At 75.6% G+C, this 19,931-nt stretch carries 15 protein-coding genes, 2 pseudogenes and 1 riboswitch; of the genes and pseudogenes, 5 read left to right on the top strand and 12 right to left on the bottom strand.

Annotation, left to right across the window (positions count from 1 at the left end):
• The 3 genes from JK356_RS07555 to JK356_RS07565 form a co-directional block, all read right to left on the bottom strand.
• A partial coding sequence (locus tag JK356_RS07555; protein WP_374100622.1) for a DUF6571 family protein occupies positions 1–2,248 on the bottom strand: 2,248 nt, incomplete at its 3' end.
• A 135-nt stretch (positions 2,249–2,383) separates the two neighbouring features.
• Positions 2,384–2,791 carry a DUF2637 domain-containing protein gene (locus JK356_RS07560; protein WP_236670950.1) on the bottom strand — a complete coding sequence of 136 codons (408 nt, stop codon included), beginning with the start codon at positions 2,789–2,791 and terminating at the stop codon, positions 2,384–2,386.
• Between the two features lie 331 nt (positions 2,792–3,122).
• Positions 3,123–3,773 (bottom strand): DedA family protein, encoded by a 651-nt coding sequence (locus tag JK356_RS07565; protein WP_201866808.1) that lies wholly within the window; start codon positions 3,771–3,773, stop codon positions 3,123–3,125.
• Between the two features lie 537 nt (positions 3,774–4,310).
• Here JK356_RS07565 and JK356_RS07570 point away from each other — a divergent pair.
• Complete coding sequence (locus JK356_RS07570) at positions 4,311–4,919, top strand: TMEM165/GDT1 family protein (RefSeq protein WP_201866809.1); 609 nt, start codon at positions 4,311–4,313, stop codon at positions 4,917–4,919.
• Here JK356_RS07570 and JK356_RS07575 read toward each other — a convergent pair.
• Together JK356_RS07575 and JK356_RS07580 are read right to left on the bottom strand one after the other, a co-directional pair.
• On the bottom strand, positions 4,898–5,596 hold the full coding sequence (locus JK356_RS07575; protein WP_307815455.1) for an HAD-IA family hydrolase: 699 nt from the start codon (positions 5,594–5,596) through the stop codon (positions 4,898–4,900). The two genes, JK356_RS07570 and JK356_RS07575, sit on opposite strands and share 22 nt — an antisense overlap.
• 149 nt (positions 5,597–5,745) lie before the next feature.
• Positions 5,746–7,751 (bottom strand): annotated as a pseudogene (locus tag JK356_RS07580) (DHA2 family efflux MFS transporter permease subunit).
• Between the two features lie 213 nt (positions 7,752–7,964).
• Between JK356_RS07580 and JK356_RS22325 the strand changes: the two are divergent.
• Positions 7,965–8,966, top strand: coding sequence for a peptidoglycan-binding protein (locus JK356_RS22325; RefSeq protein WP_201866810.1), 1,002 nt, complete (start codon positions 7,965–7,967; stop codon positions 8,964–8,966).
• A 13-nt stretch (positions 8,967–8,979) separates the two neighbouring features.
• Here the strand turns inward: JK356_RS22325 and JK356_RS07590 are convergent, their stop codons facing one another.
• The 6 genes and pseudogenes from JK356_RS07590 to JK356_RS07610 all read right to left on the bottom strand — a co-directional run.
• Positions 8,980–9,846, bottom strand: coding sequence for an ECF transporter S component (locus JK356_RS07590; RefSeq protein ID WP_307815457.1), 867 nt, complete (start codon positions 9,844–9,846; stop codon positions 8,980–8,982).
• A complete protein-coding gene (locus JK356_RS07595) occupies positions 9,843–11,489 on the bottom strand; it encodes an ABC transporter ATP-binding protein (protein WP_201866812.1) in 1,647 nt (548 codons plus the stop codon). The genes JK356_RS07590 and JK356_RS07595 overlap by 4 nt, the downstream gene beginning before the upstream one ends.
• Entirely contained in the window at positions 11,486–12,658 is a 1,173-nt protein-coding gene (locus tag JK356_RS07600; protein WP_307815459.1) for an energy-coupling factor transporter transmembrane component T, read from the bottom strand. Before JK356_RS07600 ends, JK356_RS07595 begins: the two co-directional genes overlap by 4 nt.
• A gap of 16 nt (positions 12,659–12,674) precedes the next feature.
• Positions 12,675–13,394, bottom strand: coding sequence for an SCO2322 family protein (locus tag JK356_RS21750; protein ID WP_236670951.1), 720 nt, complete (start codon positions 13,392–13,394; stop codon positions 12,675–12,677).
• Positions 13,391–14,896 (bottom strand): prenyltransferase/squalene oxidase repeat-containing protein, encoded by a 1,506-nt coding sequence (locus JK356_RS07605; RefSeq protein ID WP_201866814.1) that lies wholly within the window; start codon positions 14,894–14,896, stop codon positions 13,391–13,393. Before JK356_RS07605 ends, JK356_RS21750 begins: the two co-directional genes overlap by 4 nt.
• 54 nt (positions 14,897–14,950) lie before the next feature.
• A riboswitch (cobalamin riboswitch) is annotated at positions 14,951–15,093 on the bottom strand.
• A 93-nt stretch (positions 15,094–15,186) separates the two neighbouring features.
• A pseudogene (locus JK356_RS07610) lies at positions 15,187–15,705 on the bottom strand (TetR family transcriptional regulator); the annotation flags it as partial.
• Positions 15,706–15,893: 188 nt separating this feature from the next.
• Between JK356_RS07610 and JK356_RS07615 the strand changes: the two are divergent.
• The 3 genes from JK356_RS07615 to JK356_RS07625 are packed head-to-tail and all read left to right on the top strand — an operon-like array spanning position 15,894 to position 19,004.
• A complete protein-coding gene (locus tag JK356_RS07615; protein WP_201866815.1) occupies positions 15,894–17,180 on the top strand; it encodes a glycosyltransferase family 4 protein in 1,287 nt (428 codons plus the stop codon).
• Positions 17,167–17,904 (top strand): class I SAM-dependent methyltransferase, encoded by a 738-nt coding sequence (locus tag JK356_RS07620; protein WP_201866816.1) that lies wholly within the window; start codon positions 17,167–17,169, stop codon positions 17,902–17,904. Before JK356_RS07615 ends, JK356_RS07620 begins: the two co-directional genes overlap by 14 nt.
• On the top strand, positions 17,901–19,004 hold the full coding sequence (locus tag JK356_RS07625) for a prenyltransferase (RefSeq protein WP_201866817.1): 1,104 nt from the start codon (positions 17,901–17,903) through the stop codon (positions 19,002–19,004). Before JK356_RS07620 ends, JK356_RS07625 begins: the two co-directional genes overlap by 4 nt.
• A 91-nt stretch (positions 19,005–19,095) precedes the next feature.
• Here the strand turns inward: JK356_RS07625 and JK356_RS07630 are convergent, their stop codons facing one another.
• The gene (locus JK356_RS07630) at positions 19,096–19,899 is read right to left on the bottom strand and encodes a DUF5336 domain-containing protein (RefSeq protein ID WP_201866818.1); all 804 of its coding nucleotides are present in this window, start codon (positions 19,897–19,899) and stop codon (positions 19,096–19,098) included.
• Between the last annotated feature and the right edge of the window lie 32 nt (positions 19,900–19,931).

The raw sequence follows: 19,931 nt of genomic DNA on the forward strand, positions 1-19,931 counted from the left end.
CCCGGTACTCGTCGTCCGCGTCGGCGTACGCCTCGTCGGAGGTGTCCCGCTTCAGGGCGTCGAAGATGCTGCTCTGGAGCTCCTCGACGCCCCAGCTGACGATGTCTCCTCCGACCGGCAGGCGCTCTGTCAGCAGCCCGACGCCCTCGCCGATCACCAGGCCGGCGGCGGTTTCCGCGATCTCCAGTTTCTCGTTGAAGGCCTCGTCGTCCGCGATGCCTTCCTCGAAGACCGCGGCGGCCCGCGCGTCGGCGAGGATACCGGCGATCCTCGCCCCGGGAGCGATCGCGTGCTCCACGCGGTCACCGATGTTGACACCCGAGTTGGTGTGCTCGTTCATCGCGACCTCCACGGCCAGCGCGGTGAACGCCTGCTGCGCACCCGTGAGGGCCCCGTACGCGTCGGGGTCGCGTGCCAGCTGCCCCAGGAAGTAATCGACGGGCAGTGCGCCGTTGTCGGTTCCGAACAGGTCGGGGAGGGCTGCCTCATGGGCGTGGAGGAGGTTCGCGTTGTCTCCCAGTTTGTAGTTGAACTCCTCCATGAAGGCGCTCGCCATGATGCCCAGCTGCGGCCGCATGAACGCGAAGTCCCCGTCGTCCGCGATGAGGGCTCCCTCGTCCCGGGAGAACCGGTCGACGATCTCGCGCATGACGCGGTCGCCCTGCGGCGTCCGCTGGAACGGCGTGTCGTCGCTGCTGCCGGCGGGCCGGCCGGTGGTGGCGGCCTCCAGGGCGGCCGCGAAGCCGGTGCGGGCGCCGGCGGTCTCCTCCGTGGTGGTTCTGACATCCTCGCCCGAGATCCGCATGACATGGTCGAGTTCCCAGTTGCGGTCGTTGATGAGGTAGGCGAGGGCGTCGCCGTTGTCCGGGTCGAGATAGGTGGCGGCGGCGTCCGGGTGGCGGCTCATGATGCCCAGGACGCCGTCCAGCGGGTCCTGCGCGAACCACTCGGGGGCCTCGCGCGGTTCGTGGCCGCGGCCGTAGGAGATCAGGGTCTCCCGCCAGATCAGCTTGTTGCCGCCGCGCGAGGGGTCCTCGGCGGAGCGGATGTTGTCGGCCAGGTGGGTCAGGAAGCCCGTCGAGTAGCCGCTGCCCGACTGCAGCAGCGTGACGAGGTACTGGTAGCCCCGCACGCCGCCGGGGTCGTCGGTGATGTCGGTGTCGAAGTAGTTCTCCATGCCCGCCTCGTGGAGACGGGACATGAAGTCGACATACCACTGGGCCTCCGAGGTGACCGCCCAGTGCTCGTACCAGGGGGCGCCCGGCTGCGGCCGGCCCACGTCGGTGGCGCTGGCGACGGCGTTGGCGATGTTGGTCTGCAGGTCGGCGTAGCCGGGCCGCAGCTTCTCGTCGCCGCCGTTGGCCAGCCCCGGGAGCCGTTCGGCGAGACTGATCAGGCCCTCGGGGGAGATCGCGTCCATCAGGGCGCGGTTGAAGTCGCCGTTCTGGTAGTTGCTGGCGAGGAACTCGTTGAGGGTGAAGAGCTCGGGGGCGGACAGGTCGTCCGCGTTGATCAGCCCGCTCACCAGCTGCGCGGCGTCGGCGAGGTTGGCTTCGCCGGAGTTCTGGAACGCTTCCAGGCGCGCCGCGAACGCCTGGCCCTGCGGGGTGTTCTCCACCCACTCGTCGTACTCGTCGGTGCCGGGCCGCATGCCGCCGGGAAGGTAGAAGGCGGCGGTCAGCACGAGGGCGAGCTGGTTCCGCAGGTCACGGGCGACCGTGGGGTCGTCCAGGCCGTCCGCCTGGCTCTCGACGCGCCGGGCCAGCGCCAGGAAGTCCGCCACGCCCATCTGGTCGACCAGGGCGGCGGCGAAGTTCGGGTCGGAGGAGAAGGCGCCGAGCCAGCTGCGCATCTCCTCCAGGTCTTCCTCGGACAGCTCCTGCCGCTGCGCCAGCTCGAGGAACCGGTCGATGTTGGCCTGGCCGAGCACCCGGAACGGTGCGTCCGGGTCGGCGTTGGCCCGCTCCTCGTACGCCTCCAGGTCCGCCGGGGTGGGAGCCGAGCCGCCCCAGTTCGGCAGCGGCGTGTCGCCGCGCAGCAGCGCCGCCTTGTCGCGCAGCTGGCTCGCGGTGTCGGTCAGCCAGGTCAGGACGGGGGCGAGGCTGGTGACCTCCCCGGACGCTCCCAGGGCGCGGGCCCGGTCGAAGATGGCGGCGAGGTCGCCGTAGGCCCCGCCGTCGCCGGGCGCGCAGAGCTTGTCGGCGAGTATCTCCAGCTGATCCGGATTAGCGCTGCGGACGTCTGCCATGACTTGCCGGTCTTCCTCCCCCGCAGGGCACCCCCCGCGACTTGTGACGCTGTGGCCGGGCCACTGCGGGGAAGGACGACGGTGGCCGGCCGGCGGTTCCGCTCCGTGGCCGGCGCGGCCAAAGATGACTCAACGTCACGTTCCCCGCCCGGAGCGCTGCCGCGGGATGACGGAGTGCCGGGGCGGGTGCACCAGGGTGAGCTGCCGGACGATCTGGTGGAATGCGACGAGCGCGGAGACGGGCGGCAGTCCGGCGACCGCGAGCTCCGTGGGGGTGGGGGCCGCCTCGACAACGCACAGCGCCACCGCGAACCCGGAGAAGAGCACGACGACCGCCCAGGAGTGCCAGGCGTGGCGCTGGTGCAGGGCGGCCCGCAGGATCGACAGGGTGCCCACGAGCCAGGGGCCGTAGATCAGCAGCGGCCACCAGGCCGACAGCGCGGGTGAGGTCTCCAGGGCGGCGGCCTCGCGCAGCGGCTGGTAGGACACCAGGCCGCTGAGCACGCTCAGCATCGCGACGAGGGCGGACGCCAGGGCTGCCATCATGAGACTGGCCCAGCGCAGCCACTTGGTGCGGGGCGGCCGGGAGGCCCAGGAGGGGCGGTGGCGCCGCCTGCGGTGGCGGCCGTTGGGCAGGTCGGGCGCCGGTACGCAGCCGGGCGGGGGAGCTGGGGCGGCCCCGGTGAGGGGCGGAATGAGCAGAGTCGTTTCTGCCGCGTCCGTTTCGGGCCACATGCCGACGTGTGAGTGCTGTGAATGGAGATGCGTCACGTCGGGCAAACGAGGCACGCGGGGCCCCGGATATGGTGCAAGCGGGTGAATTCGGACTCGATATGTTTGCCCGGCACGTCCCGAACGGGTATGGCAGGTGCGCTTACTGTGGCGCGGGAGTCGCGGAGGGGGGCTCGGAGGCGCGCGAGGAGCGGAGCGCGCGGGCCGCGACGCAGCCGGCGGCGAACAGCGTGAGGACGGACAGCCCGGTGCTCAGCCAGCTGGCGCCGAGCAGCTGTCCGCCGACGTACCCGACGCCGACGCTGTAGCCCGTCCATACCACGGCGGCCACGGCCGACCAGGGCAGGAACTCACGGGCGCGCCGGTGCGTGGCCCCGGCGCCCAGGCTCACCAGCGCGCGCCCCGCGGGCGCGAACCGCGCCAGCACGACGAGTGCGCCCCCGCCCTTGCTGAGCGCCGCGCCGATGCGGTGATGCGCCGCTGCCAGCCGGCGGGAGCGGGCGATGGCGTCGCCGAAGTGCCTGCCGCCGCGCCGGGCGAGGCGGTAGGCGGCGAGGTCGCCGAGGAACGAGGCGGTCGCGGCGACGAGAACGAGGAAGAAGACCTGGGGGATCTGGCCGGGCGCCGCGGAGAGCCCGGCGACGTCGGCCGCCGCGCCGGCCGCGAAGGTCGCGGCGGTGACGACCAGGGCGCCGCTCGGCAGCACCGGGACGAAGACGTCGAGCAGTGTGCACAGCGCGACGAGCACGTAGATCCACGGGGCGTACAGCAGTATCCCCAGGGTCTCCTGCACGTTGCTTCCCCGTCCCGTCCGTCAGCATCTGCCGCCCGCCGCTGGTCCGGCGAGCAGCAGCAGGGACGCCCCCGTTGAGCGCCTTGGTTCCGCCGCACAGCGTACGCCGTCCGTGCGCGCGGGGAGGCACGCGGGTGGGGCGTGGCGGCGTGTTCATGACCACGGTCATGTGCATGGCCGTGGCCGCGACCGGGTTCGCAGCCGTGTTTGCGGCGTTCGTAGCCAAGTGGGGCAGTGCGGCTGGTTCGGGGCCCGTGTGGGGCGCCTCACGGCGCCCGGCGCGGGCCTGCCCGGGGCCGCTCCGTTACAGTGGCCTCGTCTGAAGGGGAGTAGCTCTTCGCCGGACCATCGACATACTGGCCCGATCCCGCGTGTCATCCGCGCGGCACCGGGCCCGGTGCCCGGAGCGGCGGCCGCGGCGCGGCCCCGCCAGCGAGACCTTCGGCCGCAGTGTCCGTGTTCGATGCTGCCCGGCCGAGGTTCCCCGTCCCCGCCGCGGACTCCCCGGCCCGGGCGGCGGGAAGGTCGGGAGTAACCGTGTTCAGCCTCACCACAGCCGCCGTCGTCTTCGGCGTGGTCTTCCTCGCGGAACTGCCGGACAAGACCGCGCTCGCCGGTCTGCTGCTCGGCACCCGTTTCCGCGCCTCGTACGTGTTCGCCGGGGTCGCCGCGGCGTTCGTGGTGCACGTCGCGCTGGCGGTCGCCGCCGGGAGCGTGCTCACGCTGCTGCCGCAGCGGCCGCTCCAGGCGGTGGTCGGCCTGCTCTTCCTGGGCGGCGCGGTGCTGGTGCTGTGGGAGTCGCGCAAGCGCGAGCGCGGCGAGGAGGACGGCGAGGACGGTGAGGAGCTGCGCCAGCCGAAGCAGCCGTCGTTCTGGGCGGTGGCGGGCAGCGGCTTCATGCTGATCCTCGTCGCCGAGTTCGGCGACATCACGCAGATCATGACCGCGAACCTGGCCGCCCGGTACGACGATCCGCTGTCGGTTGCCGTCGGAGCGGCGCTGGCGCTGTGGGCCGTCGCCGGGATCGGCATCCTGGGCGGGCGCGCGCTGCTGCGGTGGGTGCCGCTGCGGGTGATCAGCCGGGTGGCCGCCGCCGTGATGCTGGGACTGGCCGCGTTCAGCCTCTACGAGGCGGTCGCCGGCTGATCCGGGCGGCCGGGCCCGGCCGCGGGCAGGTACAGGCGGAACGGGCCGGTGCCGGTGACGCGCACGCCCTCGAGCGTCGCCACCACGGCCGCTGGCCCGTGCGCGGCGGCCCGTTCGCCGACGCCGATCACGGTCATGCCTGCGGCGAGCCCGGCGGCGATGCCGGCAGCGGAGTCCTCGAAGACAACGCACTCCCCGGGCGCGACGCCCAGTTCGGCCGCGCCCTTCAGGAAGCCCTCCGGGTCCGGTTTGCTGGCGCTGACGCACTCGGCGGTCACCAGCACGTCGGGCACGCGCAGCCCCGCCGCGCCCATCCGGGCCGTCATCAGCTTCCGGTCGGCGGAGGTGACCAGGGCGTGCGGCAGCCGCTCCAGCGCGGCCAGCAGGCCGGCGGCGCCGGGTATGGGCACGATGCCCTCGGTGTCGGCGGTCTCCTCGGCCAGCATCCGGGCGTTGTCGGCGAGGTTCAGCTCGTGCGGCCGGTCAGGGAGCAGCTCCGCCATCGTCGCGTGCGCCTGGCGGCCGTGCATGGTGGCGAAGACGCGGGCGACGTCCACGCCGTTGGCGGCGGCCCAGCGCCGCCAGACGCGTTCCACCACGGCATCGGAGTCCACGAGCGTGCCGTCCATGTCCAGCAGCGCGGCCCTGAACGTTCCTGCCTCAACTGCTGCGGACACCACGCGCCATCCTGCTCGAAAAGACGAAGACCGGGAAAGACCAGTGGCTCCGCCCGGTTGGTCGGGGATCGGGCGGAACCACTTTGTTTGGCTACGGTACAAAAAGCGGGCGCGGCTACGCTACCCCCGGCGGGAGTTTCGCCCGCCTTTCACCGCCGGTTCATCTGCCGCCACTCCTCGTCCGAACCCGCCAGCTCCGTGGTCATCTCCCGCACCAGCTCGGCGAGGTCATGCGGGCGTTCCTCCGGCCGCCACCAGTCGCCCAGCAGCCCGGCCAGCTCCTCCTCGCGGGAACGGGTGAGCCGGTCCGCCACCTGCCGCCCGCGCTCCGTCGGCCCCAGCCGCAGCCCGTCGCGCTGCGCCAGCCGCTGCTCTTCCAGCTGCCGGGCCGCCGTGGCGACGACCGGCACCGGCACGTCGTGGCGGTCCGCGAGCAGCGCGGGTGCGACCGGGCCGTAGTGGACGATGCGCAGCAGCAGCCAGCACGCCGCCGGGCTCAGGTCCGTGCCCGCGCGCGCGGCGATCCGCGCGTACGCCTCGCGCCGGCCCTGGCGCGTGGCCAGCAGCGACAGCGCGCGGGCGCACTCTTCGCGTGAGGAGCGCTCCACCGGATTGGGCGGCACGGTCTCGCTGCCGTCGGGCGCGCGGACGCTGCCGCGCAGCCGGTCCTCGCGCAGCAGCCAGGCCAGCAGGTGGGCCACCGCCATCACCGGCACGCCGTACAGGAAGACGGAGGTGATCGCGTCGGAGTACGCCGTCAGCGTGCCCGACCGCGCCGCGCCGCCCAGCCGCGCCACCCCGCTCGGGTCATGCAGCAGCGAGCCGGCCGTCACCCCCGGCGGCAGCGGCACGCCGCGCAGCGCGTCGGCGAGGTTGTCCCGCAGCGCCCTGGTGAAGAGCGTGCCGAAGACGGCGACGCCGAACGCGGCGCCGATGGAACGGAAGAACGTCACGCCCGAGGTCGCCACCCCCAGGTCCTCATAGCGGACGGCGTTCTGCACCGCCAGGATCAGCACCTGGATCACCAGCCCCAGGCCCAGCCCGAACACCAGGAAGTACAGGCTCGTCTCCCACGCCGGGCTGGTGCGGTCGAGCCGGTGCAGCAGCGCCAGGCCGGCGGCGGTGACGGCGGTGCCGGCCACCGGGAAGACCTTCCAGCGCCCGGTGCGCGTGATCAGCTGCCCCGAGACGGTGGAACTGGTGAGCACCCCCAGCACCATCGGCAGCATGTGCACGCCCGACATCGTCGGCGACACGCCGTGCACGACCTGGAGGAACGTCGGCAGGTACGTCAGCCCGCCGAACATCGCGAAACCGGTGACGAAGCCGATGGCGCAGCACAGCGCGAACGTCCGCACCCGAACAGCTCCAGCGGCAGCACCGGCTCCGCCGCCCGCCGCTCGGCCGCGGCGAACGCCGCGGCCAGCAGCGCCGCCAGCACCGCCAGGCCCGCGATCTGCCACGATCCCCACGCCCACGCCGTGCCGCCGAGCGAGGCGATCAGCACCAGGCAGCCGGCCAGCGCGGCGATCAGCGCGGTGCCCGCGTAGTCGATGACGTGCCGCTGCTCCCGGGCGGGCAGCCGCAGCGCCGCCGCGATCACCGCGAGCGCCACCAGGCCGACCGGCACGTTGACATAGAACACCCACCGCCAGCTGAGGTGGTCGACGAACAGCCCGCCCAGCAGCGGCCCCAGCACGCTCGTGGCCCCGAACACGGCGCCGAACAGGCCCTGGTACCGGCCGCGCTCCCGGGGCGGCACCAGATCGCCGACGATGCCCATCGACAGCACCATCAGCCCGCCGCCCCCGAGCCCCTGGAGGGCGCGGAAGCCGATCAGCTCGGGCAGGTTCCGCGCTGCCCCGCACAGCGCGGAGCCCGCCAGGAAGATCACGATCGCGGCTTGAAACAGCCGCTTCCGCCCCAGCTGGTCGCCCAGCTTGCCCCACAGCGGCGTGCCCGCGGTCGCGGCCAGCAGGTAGGCCGTCACCACCCACGACAGGTGGTCCATGCCGCCGAGGTCGCTGACGATCGTGGGCAGCGCCGTGGCCACGACCGTCTGGTCCAGCGCCGCCAGGAACATGCCCAGCAGCAGCGCCGCCAGCGGCAGCCACAGCGCGCCGCGCGCGGGCGGTCCGTGGCGGTTCGCGGGCATCGGGGCCGTCTGGTGTGCCTTAAGCACCCTTTTGATGCTAAGGAAGGCCGCCCGACCGCGCTTGTCGAGCCAACCTCGGCGCAGCCGCGCCACACGCGGCCCGGCTGCGGCATAATCGCTGCCAATTCCACAGTGTTATTTACAGCGTCACTGTCGCCGCACACCGCGCACCGCGCTCCACGCGCGGCGGAAGGCGAGGCAAGAGGGGGTGCCGTGACCGACCGGATCGAATGCCTCATCTGCGGTCGGCCCGCGCTGCCGTCCGGCGAGCCGGCCTGCGACTGCGTGACCCACTCGCTCTTCCGCCCGGTGGGGCCGCCCACCCACGGCCCCGACCCGGCGGACGTCGCGCTGTTCCCGCCGGAGCCCCCGCGCCCCCCGCGCCCGGCGCGCCCTGTCCATCCGGGCCGGGACACCGCCGCGCGCGAGGAGAACGCCGGGCCGCCGCCCGCGGGCGCCCACCGCAAGCCCCGGCACCGCACCCGCCTGGCCGTGGCGGCCTCGGGCGCCGTCGCCGCGGTCGTCGGCGGCACGGCCCTGGCCGTCTCGCTGTTCGGCGGGCACGGCCGGGGCAGCGAGGTCAGCGGCGGGCCCACCCTGGCCGTCCCCGACGGCGGCTACGTGCCCGACCTGCCCGACGTCCCCGACGAGGAAGACCCTGCGGGCACCGCTGCCCCGTCCCCCGAGCCGGCGACCGGCGACGGCCTCACCACCGAGACCGCGCCCTCGCCCTCGCCCACCGCGCCGCAGGCCCAGCGGGACGAAGCCCCGCAGCCCTCCTCCCGCACGGGCGGCTCCGGCACGGGCGGCGGCTCGCCGCAGCCCGCGCCGAGCGGCTCTCCCAGCCCCACCGCCGCGGCCCCCAGCCCGGAGCCCGAACCCGACCCCGAGCCCGACCCGGTGCCGGACCCGACGGACGGCCCGGAGCAGCCCGGCCCTACCGCTCCCGACTCGCCTCAGCCCTTGGTGCTGCGCGAGGGCGACGAGGGCCCTGAGGTGGCCGAACTCCAGCAGCGGCTGCTGCAACTGCGCTGGGTCTACCACGGCGACGCCCACGGCTACTACGACCGGGCCACCCGCGACGCGGTCGCCCGCTTCCAGACCGCCTACGGCGTCCACGACTGCATGCCCGGTGTCTACGACCTGGCTACCCGCCGGGTGCTCCAGGCCCACACCCTGGACCCTGGCACCCTGCCCGTGCACCCGGCCCCGTGAGCCGGGCGGGCCGTTACGCCTGCCCGCCGGCGCCGGAGGCCGCCTCGAACCGTACCGGCGCCCCGAACGCCGCCCGCCGCGTCGCCCGCCGCAGCGCCCGCAGCACGGACCCGCCGCACACCAGCACCAGCACGGCCGTCAGCAGCGCCCGCGGCACGTCCCAGCCCAGCGACGTCGCCGCCACGTAGGCCACGTACCGCGCCAGGTTGTCCGGCAGCGGATCGCCGGGCACGAACGACACGCTCGTGCTCAGGCCCGCGAGATACGGCCAGCCCTGGAGGTTGATCACCAGACCGTAGCCCAGCGAGGACACCGCGCCGTAGGCGGCGAGCAGCCACACCTCGGCCCGGCCCCGCAGCCGCTCCCGCCCCGGCAGCAGGCCCGCGCCCATCGTCAACCAGCCCATAGCCAGCATCTGGAACGGCAGCCACGGGCCGACGCCGCCCGTCAGCAGCGCCGAGGCGAACATCGTCACCGCGCCCAGCACGAAGCCGAAGCCCGGCCCCAGCACCCGCCCCGCCAGCACCACCAGGAAGAACATCGGCTGGAGCCCGGCCGTGCCCGCCCCCAGCGGGCGCAGCGCCGCGCCCGCCGCCGCCAGCACCCCCATCATGGCGACCGCCTTCGCGTCCATCCCGGTGTCGGCGATCGTGGCCACCACCACGGCCAGCAGCAGCGGCAGCAGCAGCGCGAACAGCCACGGCGCGCCCGACGCCGAGTGCGCCAGCTGGCTGTGCGGCGGGGCCAGCAGCGGCCAGCCGAACGCCACCACGCCGACCGCCGACACCAGCACCAGCGCGGCCGCCGAGCGCCAGCCCAGCAGCACCGGAGCGGCCGGCGCGTCCGGTGCGGCCGGCCCGCGGCGGCCCGGCGCCCTCACGCCGCGCCTCCCAGCGCGTCGAGCGCCGACCGCACCTCGGCCACGGTCAGCCACGGCTGCGGCGCCATCACCTTCGTCACCTGCGGCGCGAACGACGGCGAGGCCACCACCACCTCGCTCGCCGGGCCGTCCGCCACCACCTCGCCCTCGGCCAGCACCACCACCCGGTCGGCCAGCTCGGCCGCGAGCTCCACGTCGTGCGTGGCCAGCACCACGCCGTGCCCCTGGTCCGCCAGCCCCCGCAGCTCGCGCGCCAGCCGCGCCTTGGCCTCGTAATCCAGGCCGCGGGTCGGCTCGTCGAGCAGCAGCAGCGGGGGAGCGGCGGTGAGGATCACCGCCAGCGCGAGCGCCAGCCGCTGCCCCTCGGACAGGTCGCGCGGGTGCGCCCCGCCCGGCACGTCCGGCAGCAGCCGCGCCACGAGCGCCCGGCAGGTGCCGGGCGCGGCGCCGCTGTCGGCGTCGGCCGCGGCGCACTCGTCCGCCACCGTCTCGGCGAACAGCAGGTCGCGCGGGTCCTGCGGCACCAGCCCGACGTGGCGCAGCAGCCGCCGCGGGTCCTCCCGGTGCGGCGTGATCCGGGCCGGGCCGGCGAGCCGTACGGTGCCCGAGGCGGGGGCGTGCATGCCAGCCAGGGTGCGCAGCAGCGTGGACTTGCCCGCGCCGTTGCGCCCCATCAGCGCGACCGTCTCGCCCGGACGCACCGTCAGGTCCACGCCGCGCAGCACCTCGGCCCGGCCGCGCCGCACGGCCAGCCCGCGCACCCGCGCCAGCTCGCGCCCCTCGGGCGCCGGGCGCGCGGACGGAACGCGCGCCGGCGCGTCCGCTGCCTCGGCCAGCCGCCGCCGCAGGCCGGCGGCGCGGCGCCGCGCGTCCCGCACCGTCAGCGGCAGCGGTTCCCAGCCCGCCAGCCGCCCGAGCGCCACCACGGGCGGGAAGACGGGGGAGCGCGCCATCACCTCCGCGGGCGAGCCGAGTTCGGGCGCGCGCCCGCCGCCCGGCAGCAGCAGCACCCGGTCCGCGTACTGCACCACCCGCTCCAGCCGGTGCTCGGCCATCAGCACCGTCGTGCCAAGGTCGTGCACCAGCCGCTGCAACACCGCCAGCACCTCCTCGGCGGCGGCCGGGTCCAGCGCGGACGTCGGCTCGTCCAGCACCAGCACCCGCGGATGCGCCGTCAGCACCGAGCCGATGGCCACCCGCTGCTGCTGCCCGCTGGAGAGCGAGGCGAGCGGCCGGTCCCGCAGCCCGGCCAGGCCTAGCAGGTCGAGCGTCTCCTCCACACGCTGCCGCATCACCTCGGGCGGCAGGCCCAGCGACTCCATGCCGTAGGCCAGCTCGTCCTCCACGACGTCGGTGACGAAGTGCGCCAGCGGGTCCTGGCCCACGCTCCCCACCACGTCCGCCAGGTCACGCGGCCGGTGGTGCCGGGTGTCGCGGCCGTCCACCGTCACCGTGCCGCGCAGCGTGCCGCCGGTGAAGTGCGGCACCAGCCCGCTGACCGTGCCGAGCAGCGTCGACTTGCCGGACCCCGACGGGCCCACGACCAGGCACAGTTCGCCCTCGTCGACCGTCAGGTCCACCCCGGCGACGGCAGGGGAACGGGCGCCCTCGTAGACGACCGAGACCTCGGAAAAGGTGATCACGAACGCTCCTTGGCAGAACGGGACGGCGGGGCCGCCGGCCCCGGGGGCCTGGGCGCCACCACGGCCGGCAGCAGCCCCAGCAGCAGGGCCGCGGCGGGCCACGGCGGCAGCTCGGGCCAGACGGGCGGGCTCACGGCCGGGTGCAGCGCCGCCCCGTGCGCCGAGGACGCCCACCACATCGCGGCGGCCACCCCGGCGCCCGAGGCCGTGACCAGCCAGGCCCGCGCCCCCCAGCGGTCCGGCCGGTAGCGCGTGCGCGGGCTGCGCCGGCCACCCAGCCACAGCCCGCCCAGCGCCGCCGCCAGCCCGCAGGCCAGCAGCGGCGGCCCGTAGCCCGTGCCCTCGGCGGCCAGCAGGCCGTAGGTGCCGGCGCACACGCCCAGCAGGCCGCCGAGGGTCAGCGCGGTCGTGGCGCGCCGCACCGCGGGCGGCACGGCGGCCGTGCGGCCGTAGCCGCGCGCGTCCATCGCCGCCGCCAGCGCCACCGACCGTTCGAGCGCCCCTTCGAGCACCGGGCGCGCGACCCGCAGCAGCGAGCGGATCCCGCGGTCCGTGCGCCCCCGCAGCCGCTGCGCGGCGCGCATCCGCAGCAGGTCCGCGACCAGGCGCGGCGCGAACGTCATCGCGACGACGACCGCCACGCCCGCCTCGTACAGCGCGCCCGGCAGCGACTTCAGCAGCCGCGCCGGATCCGCCAGCGCGTTCGCCGCGCCCAGGCAGACCAGCAGCGCCGCCAGCCGCATCCCGTCGTAGCAGGCGAACAGCAGCGCCTCGGCCGTCACCCGGCCGCCCAGCCGCACCCCCTGGAACCGCTCCGGCAGCGGCACCTCGGGCAGCGTGAACAGCACGTGCGCGCCGCCCACCGGCGAACCGAGCAGCGCCGCGAAGGCCACCCGCAGCAGCACCACCACGGCGCCCAGCGCCAGGAAGAAGCCGAACGCCCGCGCCCACGGCGCGTCGGTGCGGCGCGCCGCCACCACGTACCCCGCGACCGCGACCAGCAGCGCCAGCAGCAGCGGGTTCGTCGTGCGTGAGGCGGCGGCCGCCAGGCCCAGCGCCCACAGCCACCACGCGCCGGCGTGCAGGGCGTTGCTCCGGTGCGCCTCAGGCGCCCGCAGCGTGCGCGGGGCGCGCAGGGCGCGCGCCGCGCGCCCGGTGACGGTTCTCACGGCCGGCCGCACCCTCTCAGGCACGCCGGGCGCGGGCACGCCACAGCGCGGCGCCCGCCAGCAGCGCCACCACCGCGACCCCGGCGGCCACGGCCGCGCCGCTGCCGCCACCGTCACCGCCCCCGCCGTCGGCAGCGGAACCGGCCGGCTCGCCGGCGTCCGCCCCCGCGTCCTCGCCGGACGGCTCGCCGTCGTCCTCCACCTCGACCGGCTCGGCGCAGCCCGTCTCCGGGTAGCCGCCGACCGCGCACAGCAGCCCCTCGGGGCTGTACCGCAGCGGCTCGGCCACCTCCGCGAGCACCTCGGCCGCCGTGGCGCCCTCGCTGAGCGGCGCACAGACGGAGCGCGGCTCGGGCGGTGACGCGCCGTCCGGCGCGTCCGCCGCCGTGCCGAAGTCGATCACCACCGCCACCCGGTCGCCGCTGCCGCCGCCCTCACCGCCGTCGCCGTCCTGGCAGACGGCCGCGAACGAGGCCTCGCCGCGCGGCTGCGCCGCGTCCGGCGTCCCGGTGCTGACGGCGAACCGGAACCCCAGCACGTCGCCGTCCGAGGGCCGCGCCGTGCCCGGCCCCTGCGTCGCGTACACCCAGGAGCCGTCCTCCCCCTCCCAGAACGACCAGTACCGGTATCCCGTCTCCGAGACCGCCGCGGCCTGCGCGGGCACCGCCCCCGCCAGCCCCAGCAGGCACGCCGCGAGCAGCGGCACCGACCGCCGTGTCCGCCGTATCCGTCTCACCGGCCGGCCCCCCGCCCCCGGCGCAGGCTCAGCACCACGCCGATGACGATGCCCGCCAGCAGCCCCGCGCCCAGCACCCACACCAGGGCCCCGGAGCCGCCGCCGTCCTCGGACGACTCGGCGGCCGCGCCGCCCGTCGCCTCGCCGGGCGTCTGGTCGGGCGCCGGACCCAGCTCGTTCAGCGCCGCCAGCAGGTCGGTGCCGCCGAAGTCCTCCGGCGAGGCGCCGCCCGCGTGCGCCGCCAGCACCAGCAGCCCCAGCGCGCCCGGGCTGTCGGTCAGGCCCCGCCACGCGCCGTGGTTGTCCTCCAGCCAGCCCAGCGGCCCGCTCGCCGCCTCCGGGTCGCCGCTCGCCGCCAGCGCGAGCACGGCCCGGGCGGTCGCCGCGTAGTCCGGCTGCTCCTCGTCGTCCGGCACCGCCGACAGCAGGTGCTGGTCCTGCTCCGCCAGCACCGCCGCCAGGTAGGCCGCGCCCGCGGCGCCCGACGCGGCGCCCGGCGACACCCCCTGTTCCGGCCCCGCCGCGTCATCGGGCTCGTCCGGCCCCTCCGGCTGGCCGGACGCCCCCGCCGACGCGTCCGCGTCCTCCGGCTCGCCGTCCGCGTCCCCGGCCCCGTCCGTGGCGTCGTCACCGCCGCCGGTGCCGTTCCCGTCGCAGCTCACCGGCTCCACCGCCGCGTTGGCCTCGGCCTGCTCCGGGTCCACGACCAGGCCGCTGCCGTACGACGCCAGCACCGCGTCCACCGTCGCCAGGTCGTTGGCGTACAGCTCACCCGACCCCTCGTCCGGCATCACCGCGAACGCCCCGCGCTCCGCCTGCGGCGCGTCGCAGCCCAGCTGGAGCCCGGCCAGCGCGTCGAACGGGCTCGCCCCCTCGCGCGTCACCTCCGCCGGGTCCTCGCCCGCGGCGGCGAAGGCACCGACGACGAGCGCGGTGGAGTTCGCGTCGCTCGCCCCGCCCGGGTTGTAGGCCCAGCCGCCGTCGGCGTTCTGCACCCCTTCCAGCCAGGCGAGCGCCGAGGACACCTCTTCCTCGTACTCGCCGTCCTCGCCGAGCGCCGCCAGCGCCTGCACCGCCGTGGCCGTCGCGTTGGTGTCCGCCGCCGACACGTCGCCGCACTCCCGCTCCGGATCCGGCCGGTACGCCAGGAACGAGCCGTCGTCGCACTGCTGGTCGAGCAGCCAGCTGACCGCCTCGCTGGCCGGCGTGTACCCCGCCGCGTCCTGCGCGAGCAGCGCCAGCGACTGCCGCCACACCCCGTCGTACGTCGGATCGCCCGTCCCGAACAGCCCCTCGGGCGGCGGGGACGACTGGGCCGGCGCGCCCGGCGCCGCGCCCACGGTCAGCACGGCAGCGCCCGTAGCGCAGACCAGTGCGAGGGAACGGCGGCGGAGCCGCGCGCGGGAGGCGTGAGCCATGACGTCGGTGCCTTTCGCTGTGCTGGTCATCCGGCCGCTGGGCACGGCCGACCACCACAGCGCGACGCTGCGCGGGCGGTGCACCGGGCTCAGCTCCGTATTCCTCGACGGTGCCGGCCGTCCGTCGCGGACGGCCGAGTGCCAGTGCGCCCCGCGGGCGGGCATTCCGGCTCACGGGCCGCCGCGGAAGCCGCGGCCGGCCACGCTCACGGTTGCGGGTCAGCGCCGGATTCGCACCGGTCTTCCCCCGCACGCGGGTGAACTGTGGAGGTCATTTTAACGCCGTCCGGCTCCGTCTCGCCCGGCCGCGTCACCAGCCGGCAGGCCGTCGCCACGTCCGCGTGCGCCTCCGCCAGCGTGCAGTGGCCCGACAGCCACGACAGCAGCGCCGACTGCCACGTGTGCCGGATCACGCGCAGCGCGCCCTCCTGCCGCCGCGCCTCCGCCTCCGGCAGCCCCGACGCGTCCCGCAGGATCTCCCCCGTCAGCCGCGTCACCGCCGCGACCTCCTCGCGCGCCGAGCCGTCCGCGAACAGCAGCGCCCGCATCATCGCCTCCGCCAGCAGCGGTTCACGCTGATGCGCCCGGAACGCCCGGCGCAGCGCGTGCTCCAGCCGCTCGGCCGGGTCCTCCTCCGGCAGCGGACGCTCCCGCAGCGTCGCCCGCAGCTGCCCGAGCTGGTCGTGCAGCACGGCCACCAGCAGGTGGATCTTGGACGGGAAGTAGCGGTACAGCGTGCCGAGCGCCACCCCCGCGGACTCGGCGACCTCCCGCATCTGCACGGCCTCGAAGCCGCCCGCCGCCGCCAGCGCCGCCGTGGCGTCCATGATCTTCCCCCGGCGGGCCGCCTGCCGCTCGCTGCGCGCCGGTCCGGTCGCCTTCGCTGCGCCCATCAGGACCCCACGGAACGTGAACACGTCGGAAACCCGGCCAGTCTACGGCCTCACCGCGCCACCGGACCCCGGCCGCAGCGGAAACGGTGCCCCGGTTTCGCCGACCACGGGGGCGGGGGAGGAATGCGACTACCGGCGGGTTAACCTTCAGTTCCCGCGCAAGTGCACGTGAACGAGGGGGCCCGGCGTTGACCACACAGACGGGCGGCGAACGCCCCCTGCGGATCGCCCTGCTCAGCTACCGGGGCAACCCCTACTGCGGCGGCCAGGGCGTCTACGTCCGCCACCTCTCCCGCGAACTCGCCCGCCTGGGCCACCGCGTCGAGGTCATCGGCGCCCAGCCGTACCCCGCCCTCGACGACGGCGTCACCCTCACCCGGCTGCCCAGCCTCGACCTGTACCGGGACAGCGACCCGTTCCGCACGCCCGCCCGCGACGAGTTCCGCGACTGGATCGACGTCCTGGAGTTCGCCACCATGCGCACCGGCGGCTTCCCCGAGCCGCTGACGTTCTCCCTGCGCGCCCGCCGCCATCTCGCCGCCCGGCGCCGCGACTTCGACGTCGTCCACGACAACCAGACCCTCGGCTACGGGCTGCTGCCCAGCCGCGCCCTGCCGCCGCTGGTCACCACCATCCACCACCCCATCACCGTCGACCGGCGCCTGGAACTCGCCGCCGCCGACCGCCTCGCGCGCCGCCTGTCGCTGCGCCGCTGGTACGCGTTCACCCGCATGCAGAAACGCGTCGCCCGCCGCCTGCCCACCGTCCTCACCGTCTCCGGCGCCTCCCGCCGCGAGATCATCGAGGACTTCGCTGTGCCGCCCTCCCGCGTCCACGTCGTCCCCATCGGCGCCGACACCCGCGTCTACCGCCCCGACCCCGCCGCCCGGCGCGTCCCCGGCCGCATCGTCACCACGGCCAGCGCCGACGCGCCGCTGAAAGGCCTGGTCCACCTCGTCGAGGCGCTCGCCAAGCTCCGCACCGAGCAGCCCGACGCCCACCTCGTCGTCGTCGGCACCCGCCCGGCCAGCGGCCCGGTCGCCGCCGCGCTCGACGCGTTCGGCGTGGCCGGCGCCACCGAGTTCGTCCACGGCATCAGCGACGAGGAACTCGCCGCCCTCCTCAACAGCGCCCAGGCCGCCTGCGTGCCCTCCCTCTACGAAGGCTTCTGCCTGCCCGCCGCCGAGGCCATGGCCTGCGGCACCCCGCTCGTCGCCACCACCGGCGGCGCCATCCCCGAAGTCGCCGGACCCGACGGCGAGACGTGCCTGGCCGTGCCCCCCGGCGACGCCGGGGCCCTCGCCGCCGCACTCGGCCGTCTCCTCGGCGACGCCGCGCTGCGCGACCGCCTCGCCGCCAGCGGCCGCGCCCGCGTGCTGCGCCACTTCACCTGGGAACGTGCGGCAGCCGCCACCGCCGAGCACTACCGCGCCGCACTCGCCGCACGAAAGGCAGATCCCCGTGCTCACCGTTGACTTCTCCCGCTTCCCCATAGCCCCCGGGGACCGCGTGCTCGACCTCGGCTGCGGCACCGGGCGCCACGCCTTCGAGTGCTACCGCCGCGGCGCCCACGTCACCGCACTCGACCGCGACGCCGGCGACCTCGCCGAAGCGGCGCGCTGGCTCGCCGCCATGCGCGAGGCGGGCGAGGCACCCGCCGGCGCGCGCGCCCACACCGTGCGCGGCGACGCGCTCGCCCTGCCGTTCCCCGACGGCACGTTCGACGCCGTCATCGCCTCCGAAATCCTGGAACACATCCCCGACGACGAGGCCGCGCTCGCCGAGGCCGTCCGCGTCCTGCGCCCCGGCGGACGGCTCGCCGTCACCGTCCCCCGCTACGGGCCCGAACGTGTCTGCTGGGCCCTCAGCGACGCCTACCACGAGGTCGAGGGCGGCCACGTGCGCATCTACCGCGCCACCGAACTCCTCGCCCGCCTGCGGCGCGCCGGGCTGCGCCCCTACAGCAGCCACCACGCGCACGCGCTGCACTCGCCGTACTGGTGGCTCAAGTGCGCCTTCGGCGACCGGCCCGGCCGCGACCGCGACCCGCTGCCCGTCCGCGCCTACCACCAGCTGCTCGTCTGGGACATCACCCGCCGCCCGCTTGCCACCCGCCTCGCCGAGCGCGTCCTCGACCCGCTGCTCGGCAAGAGCTTCGCCGCCTACGCCACCAAGCCGAGCCGACGGGAGACGGCGTGACCGCGGGACCCGACCACGCACTCGCCCCGCCGGGCGGCCTCACCCCCGGCCAGGCCGCCGCCACGGCCGCCGCCGTCGCCGCCGTGCAGCGGCCCGACGGCGCGATCCCCTGGTTCCGCGGCCACCACCTCGACCCCTGGGACCACGTCGAGGCCGCCATGGCGCTGGACGCCGGCGGCCATCACGACCGCGCCGCCCTTGCCTACCGCTGGCTCGCCGACCGGCAGAACCCCGACGGCTCCTGGTACGCCGCCTACCAGGACACGGACACCGGCCCCGCCGAGCCCAGCGACCTCGGCAAGGAGAGCCACTTCTGCGCCTATCCGGCCGCCGGCGTCCTCCACCACTACCTCGCCACCCGCGACGACGCCTTCCGCCGCCGGATGTGGCCGATGGTGCGCGCCGCCACCGAGTTCGTGCTCGCCGCGCAGCGGCCCGGCGGCGAAATAGGCTGGCGCACCGCCGCCCCGGACACCGGCGACGGCGAGACCGGCGAGGACCTCGCGCTGCTGACCGGCTGCTGCTCGGTCTACCACTCGCTGCGCTGCGCCCTCGCCCTGGCCGACCTCGCGGGCGAGCCGCAGCCCGGCTGGGAACTCGCCGCCGGCCGCCTGGCCCACGCGCTGCGCCACCACCCCGAGCGGTTCGCCGACAAGTCCCGCTACGCCATGGACTGGTACTACCCGGTGCTCACCGGCGTCGTGCGCGGGCCGGCCGCCGCCGCCCGGCTGCGGGAGCGCTGGCACGACTTCGTCGTCCCCGGCCTCGGCGTGCGCTGCGTGACCACCAACCCGTGGGTCACCGGCGGCGAGAGCGCCGAACTCGCCCTCGCCCTCTGGGCGGCCGGCCAGCCGGGGCAGGCCGCCCGCGTGCTGCACTGGCTCGGGCACCTGCGGACCGGCGAGGGCCTGTACTGGACGGGCTACGTCTTCGCCGACGACGCCATCTGGCCCGAGGAACTCACCACCTGGACGGCCGGTGCCGTGCTGCTGGCGTCCGCCGCCCTCACCGGGGACCGCGCCACCCGCGCCGTCTTCGGCGGCACCCGCCTGCCGCGCGGGCTCGAAGCCGAAGCGGACGGCTGCTGCGCGAGAACCTGACCGCGAAGACCCGGCAACGCGCGGCGGCCCCGCCCGGAACGCTGTCCGGAGCGGGGCCGCCGCGCGTGATGCCGCTGGCTGGCTGCTTCGCTCAGCCGCGCTGGATGCCCGAGGTGTCCTGGAGCACACCCCGGCGGCCGTCCTGCGTCTGCGCCACCAGGGCCTGACCGCGCTGCTCCACCGCCAGGTACCAGGTGCCCGGCGCCAGCTCGGCGACCGGTGTCTGCGAACCGTCCTCGCTGTACAGCGGGCGGGCGGCGGGAACGGCGAACCAGAACGGCTGGAAGTTCGGGTCCGAGGCACCCCCGGCCGGTGCGGACTGCCCGGCGGCCGGCTGCTGCGCGGCGGGCTGCTGCGCAGCGTACGGCTGACCCGGCTGACCCGGCTGGCCGGGCTGACCCGGCTGCGCGCCCGGGTAGCCGTAGCCCGGCTGCCCCCCGAACGGCTGGCCGCCCGGCTGACCGGCACCGGCACCGCCGGTGAGCGGCAGCCGCAGCGCCGGAACCAGCGGGGTGGCGACCGCCAGCCCTGCCAGGACGAGTGCTGCGAAGAAGCCGAGGATCGCGCCGACGGCGAGGTCCATGCCAAAGGGGCCATTGCCGATCACGACCCACAGCCCCGCCCAGGCGGAGGACACCGCGAGCACCGTCCCCCACTGGTCGAGCCGCATTCCCAGCAGCTTCCTCTCGTCCGGAAGGAAACGGGCACCGAGGATCAGGCCACCGCCGATAACGCCCGAGAGGAAGAAGGACGGCAGAACCGGGTAGAAGTCGGACGACCAGCCGTTCCAGCTGTTGTTTTCCACCTTGCAGAGGTCGAGGAAGGAGCAGATGAGGAGCACCGCGGCGGCGATCCCTACTCCTAGATCACCTCGGGTGAGCGAGCGGTTGTTCACGTCAGGTCCTTTGTCGGTTCGGTCGTCATGAT

This window comes from Streptomyces sp. 7-21 (genome assembly GCF_016741785.1).
GTDB lineage: Bacteria > Actinomycetota > Actinomycetes > Streptomycetales > Streptomycetaceae > Streptomyces.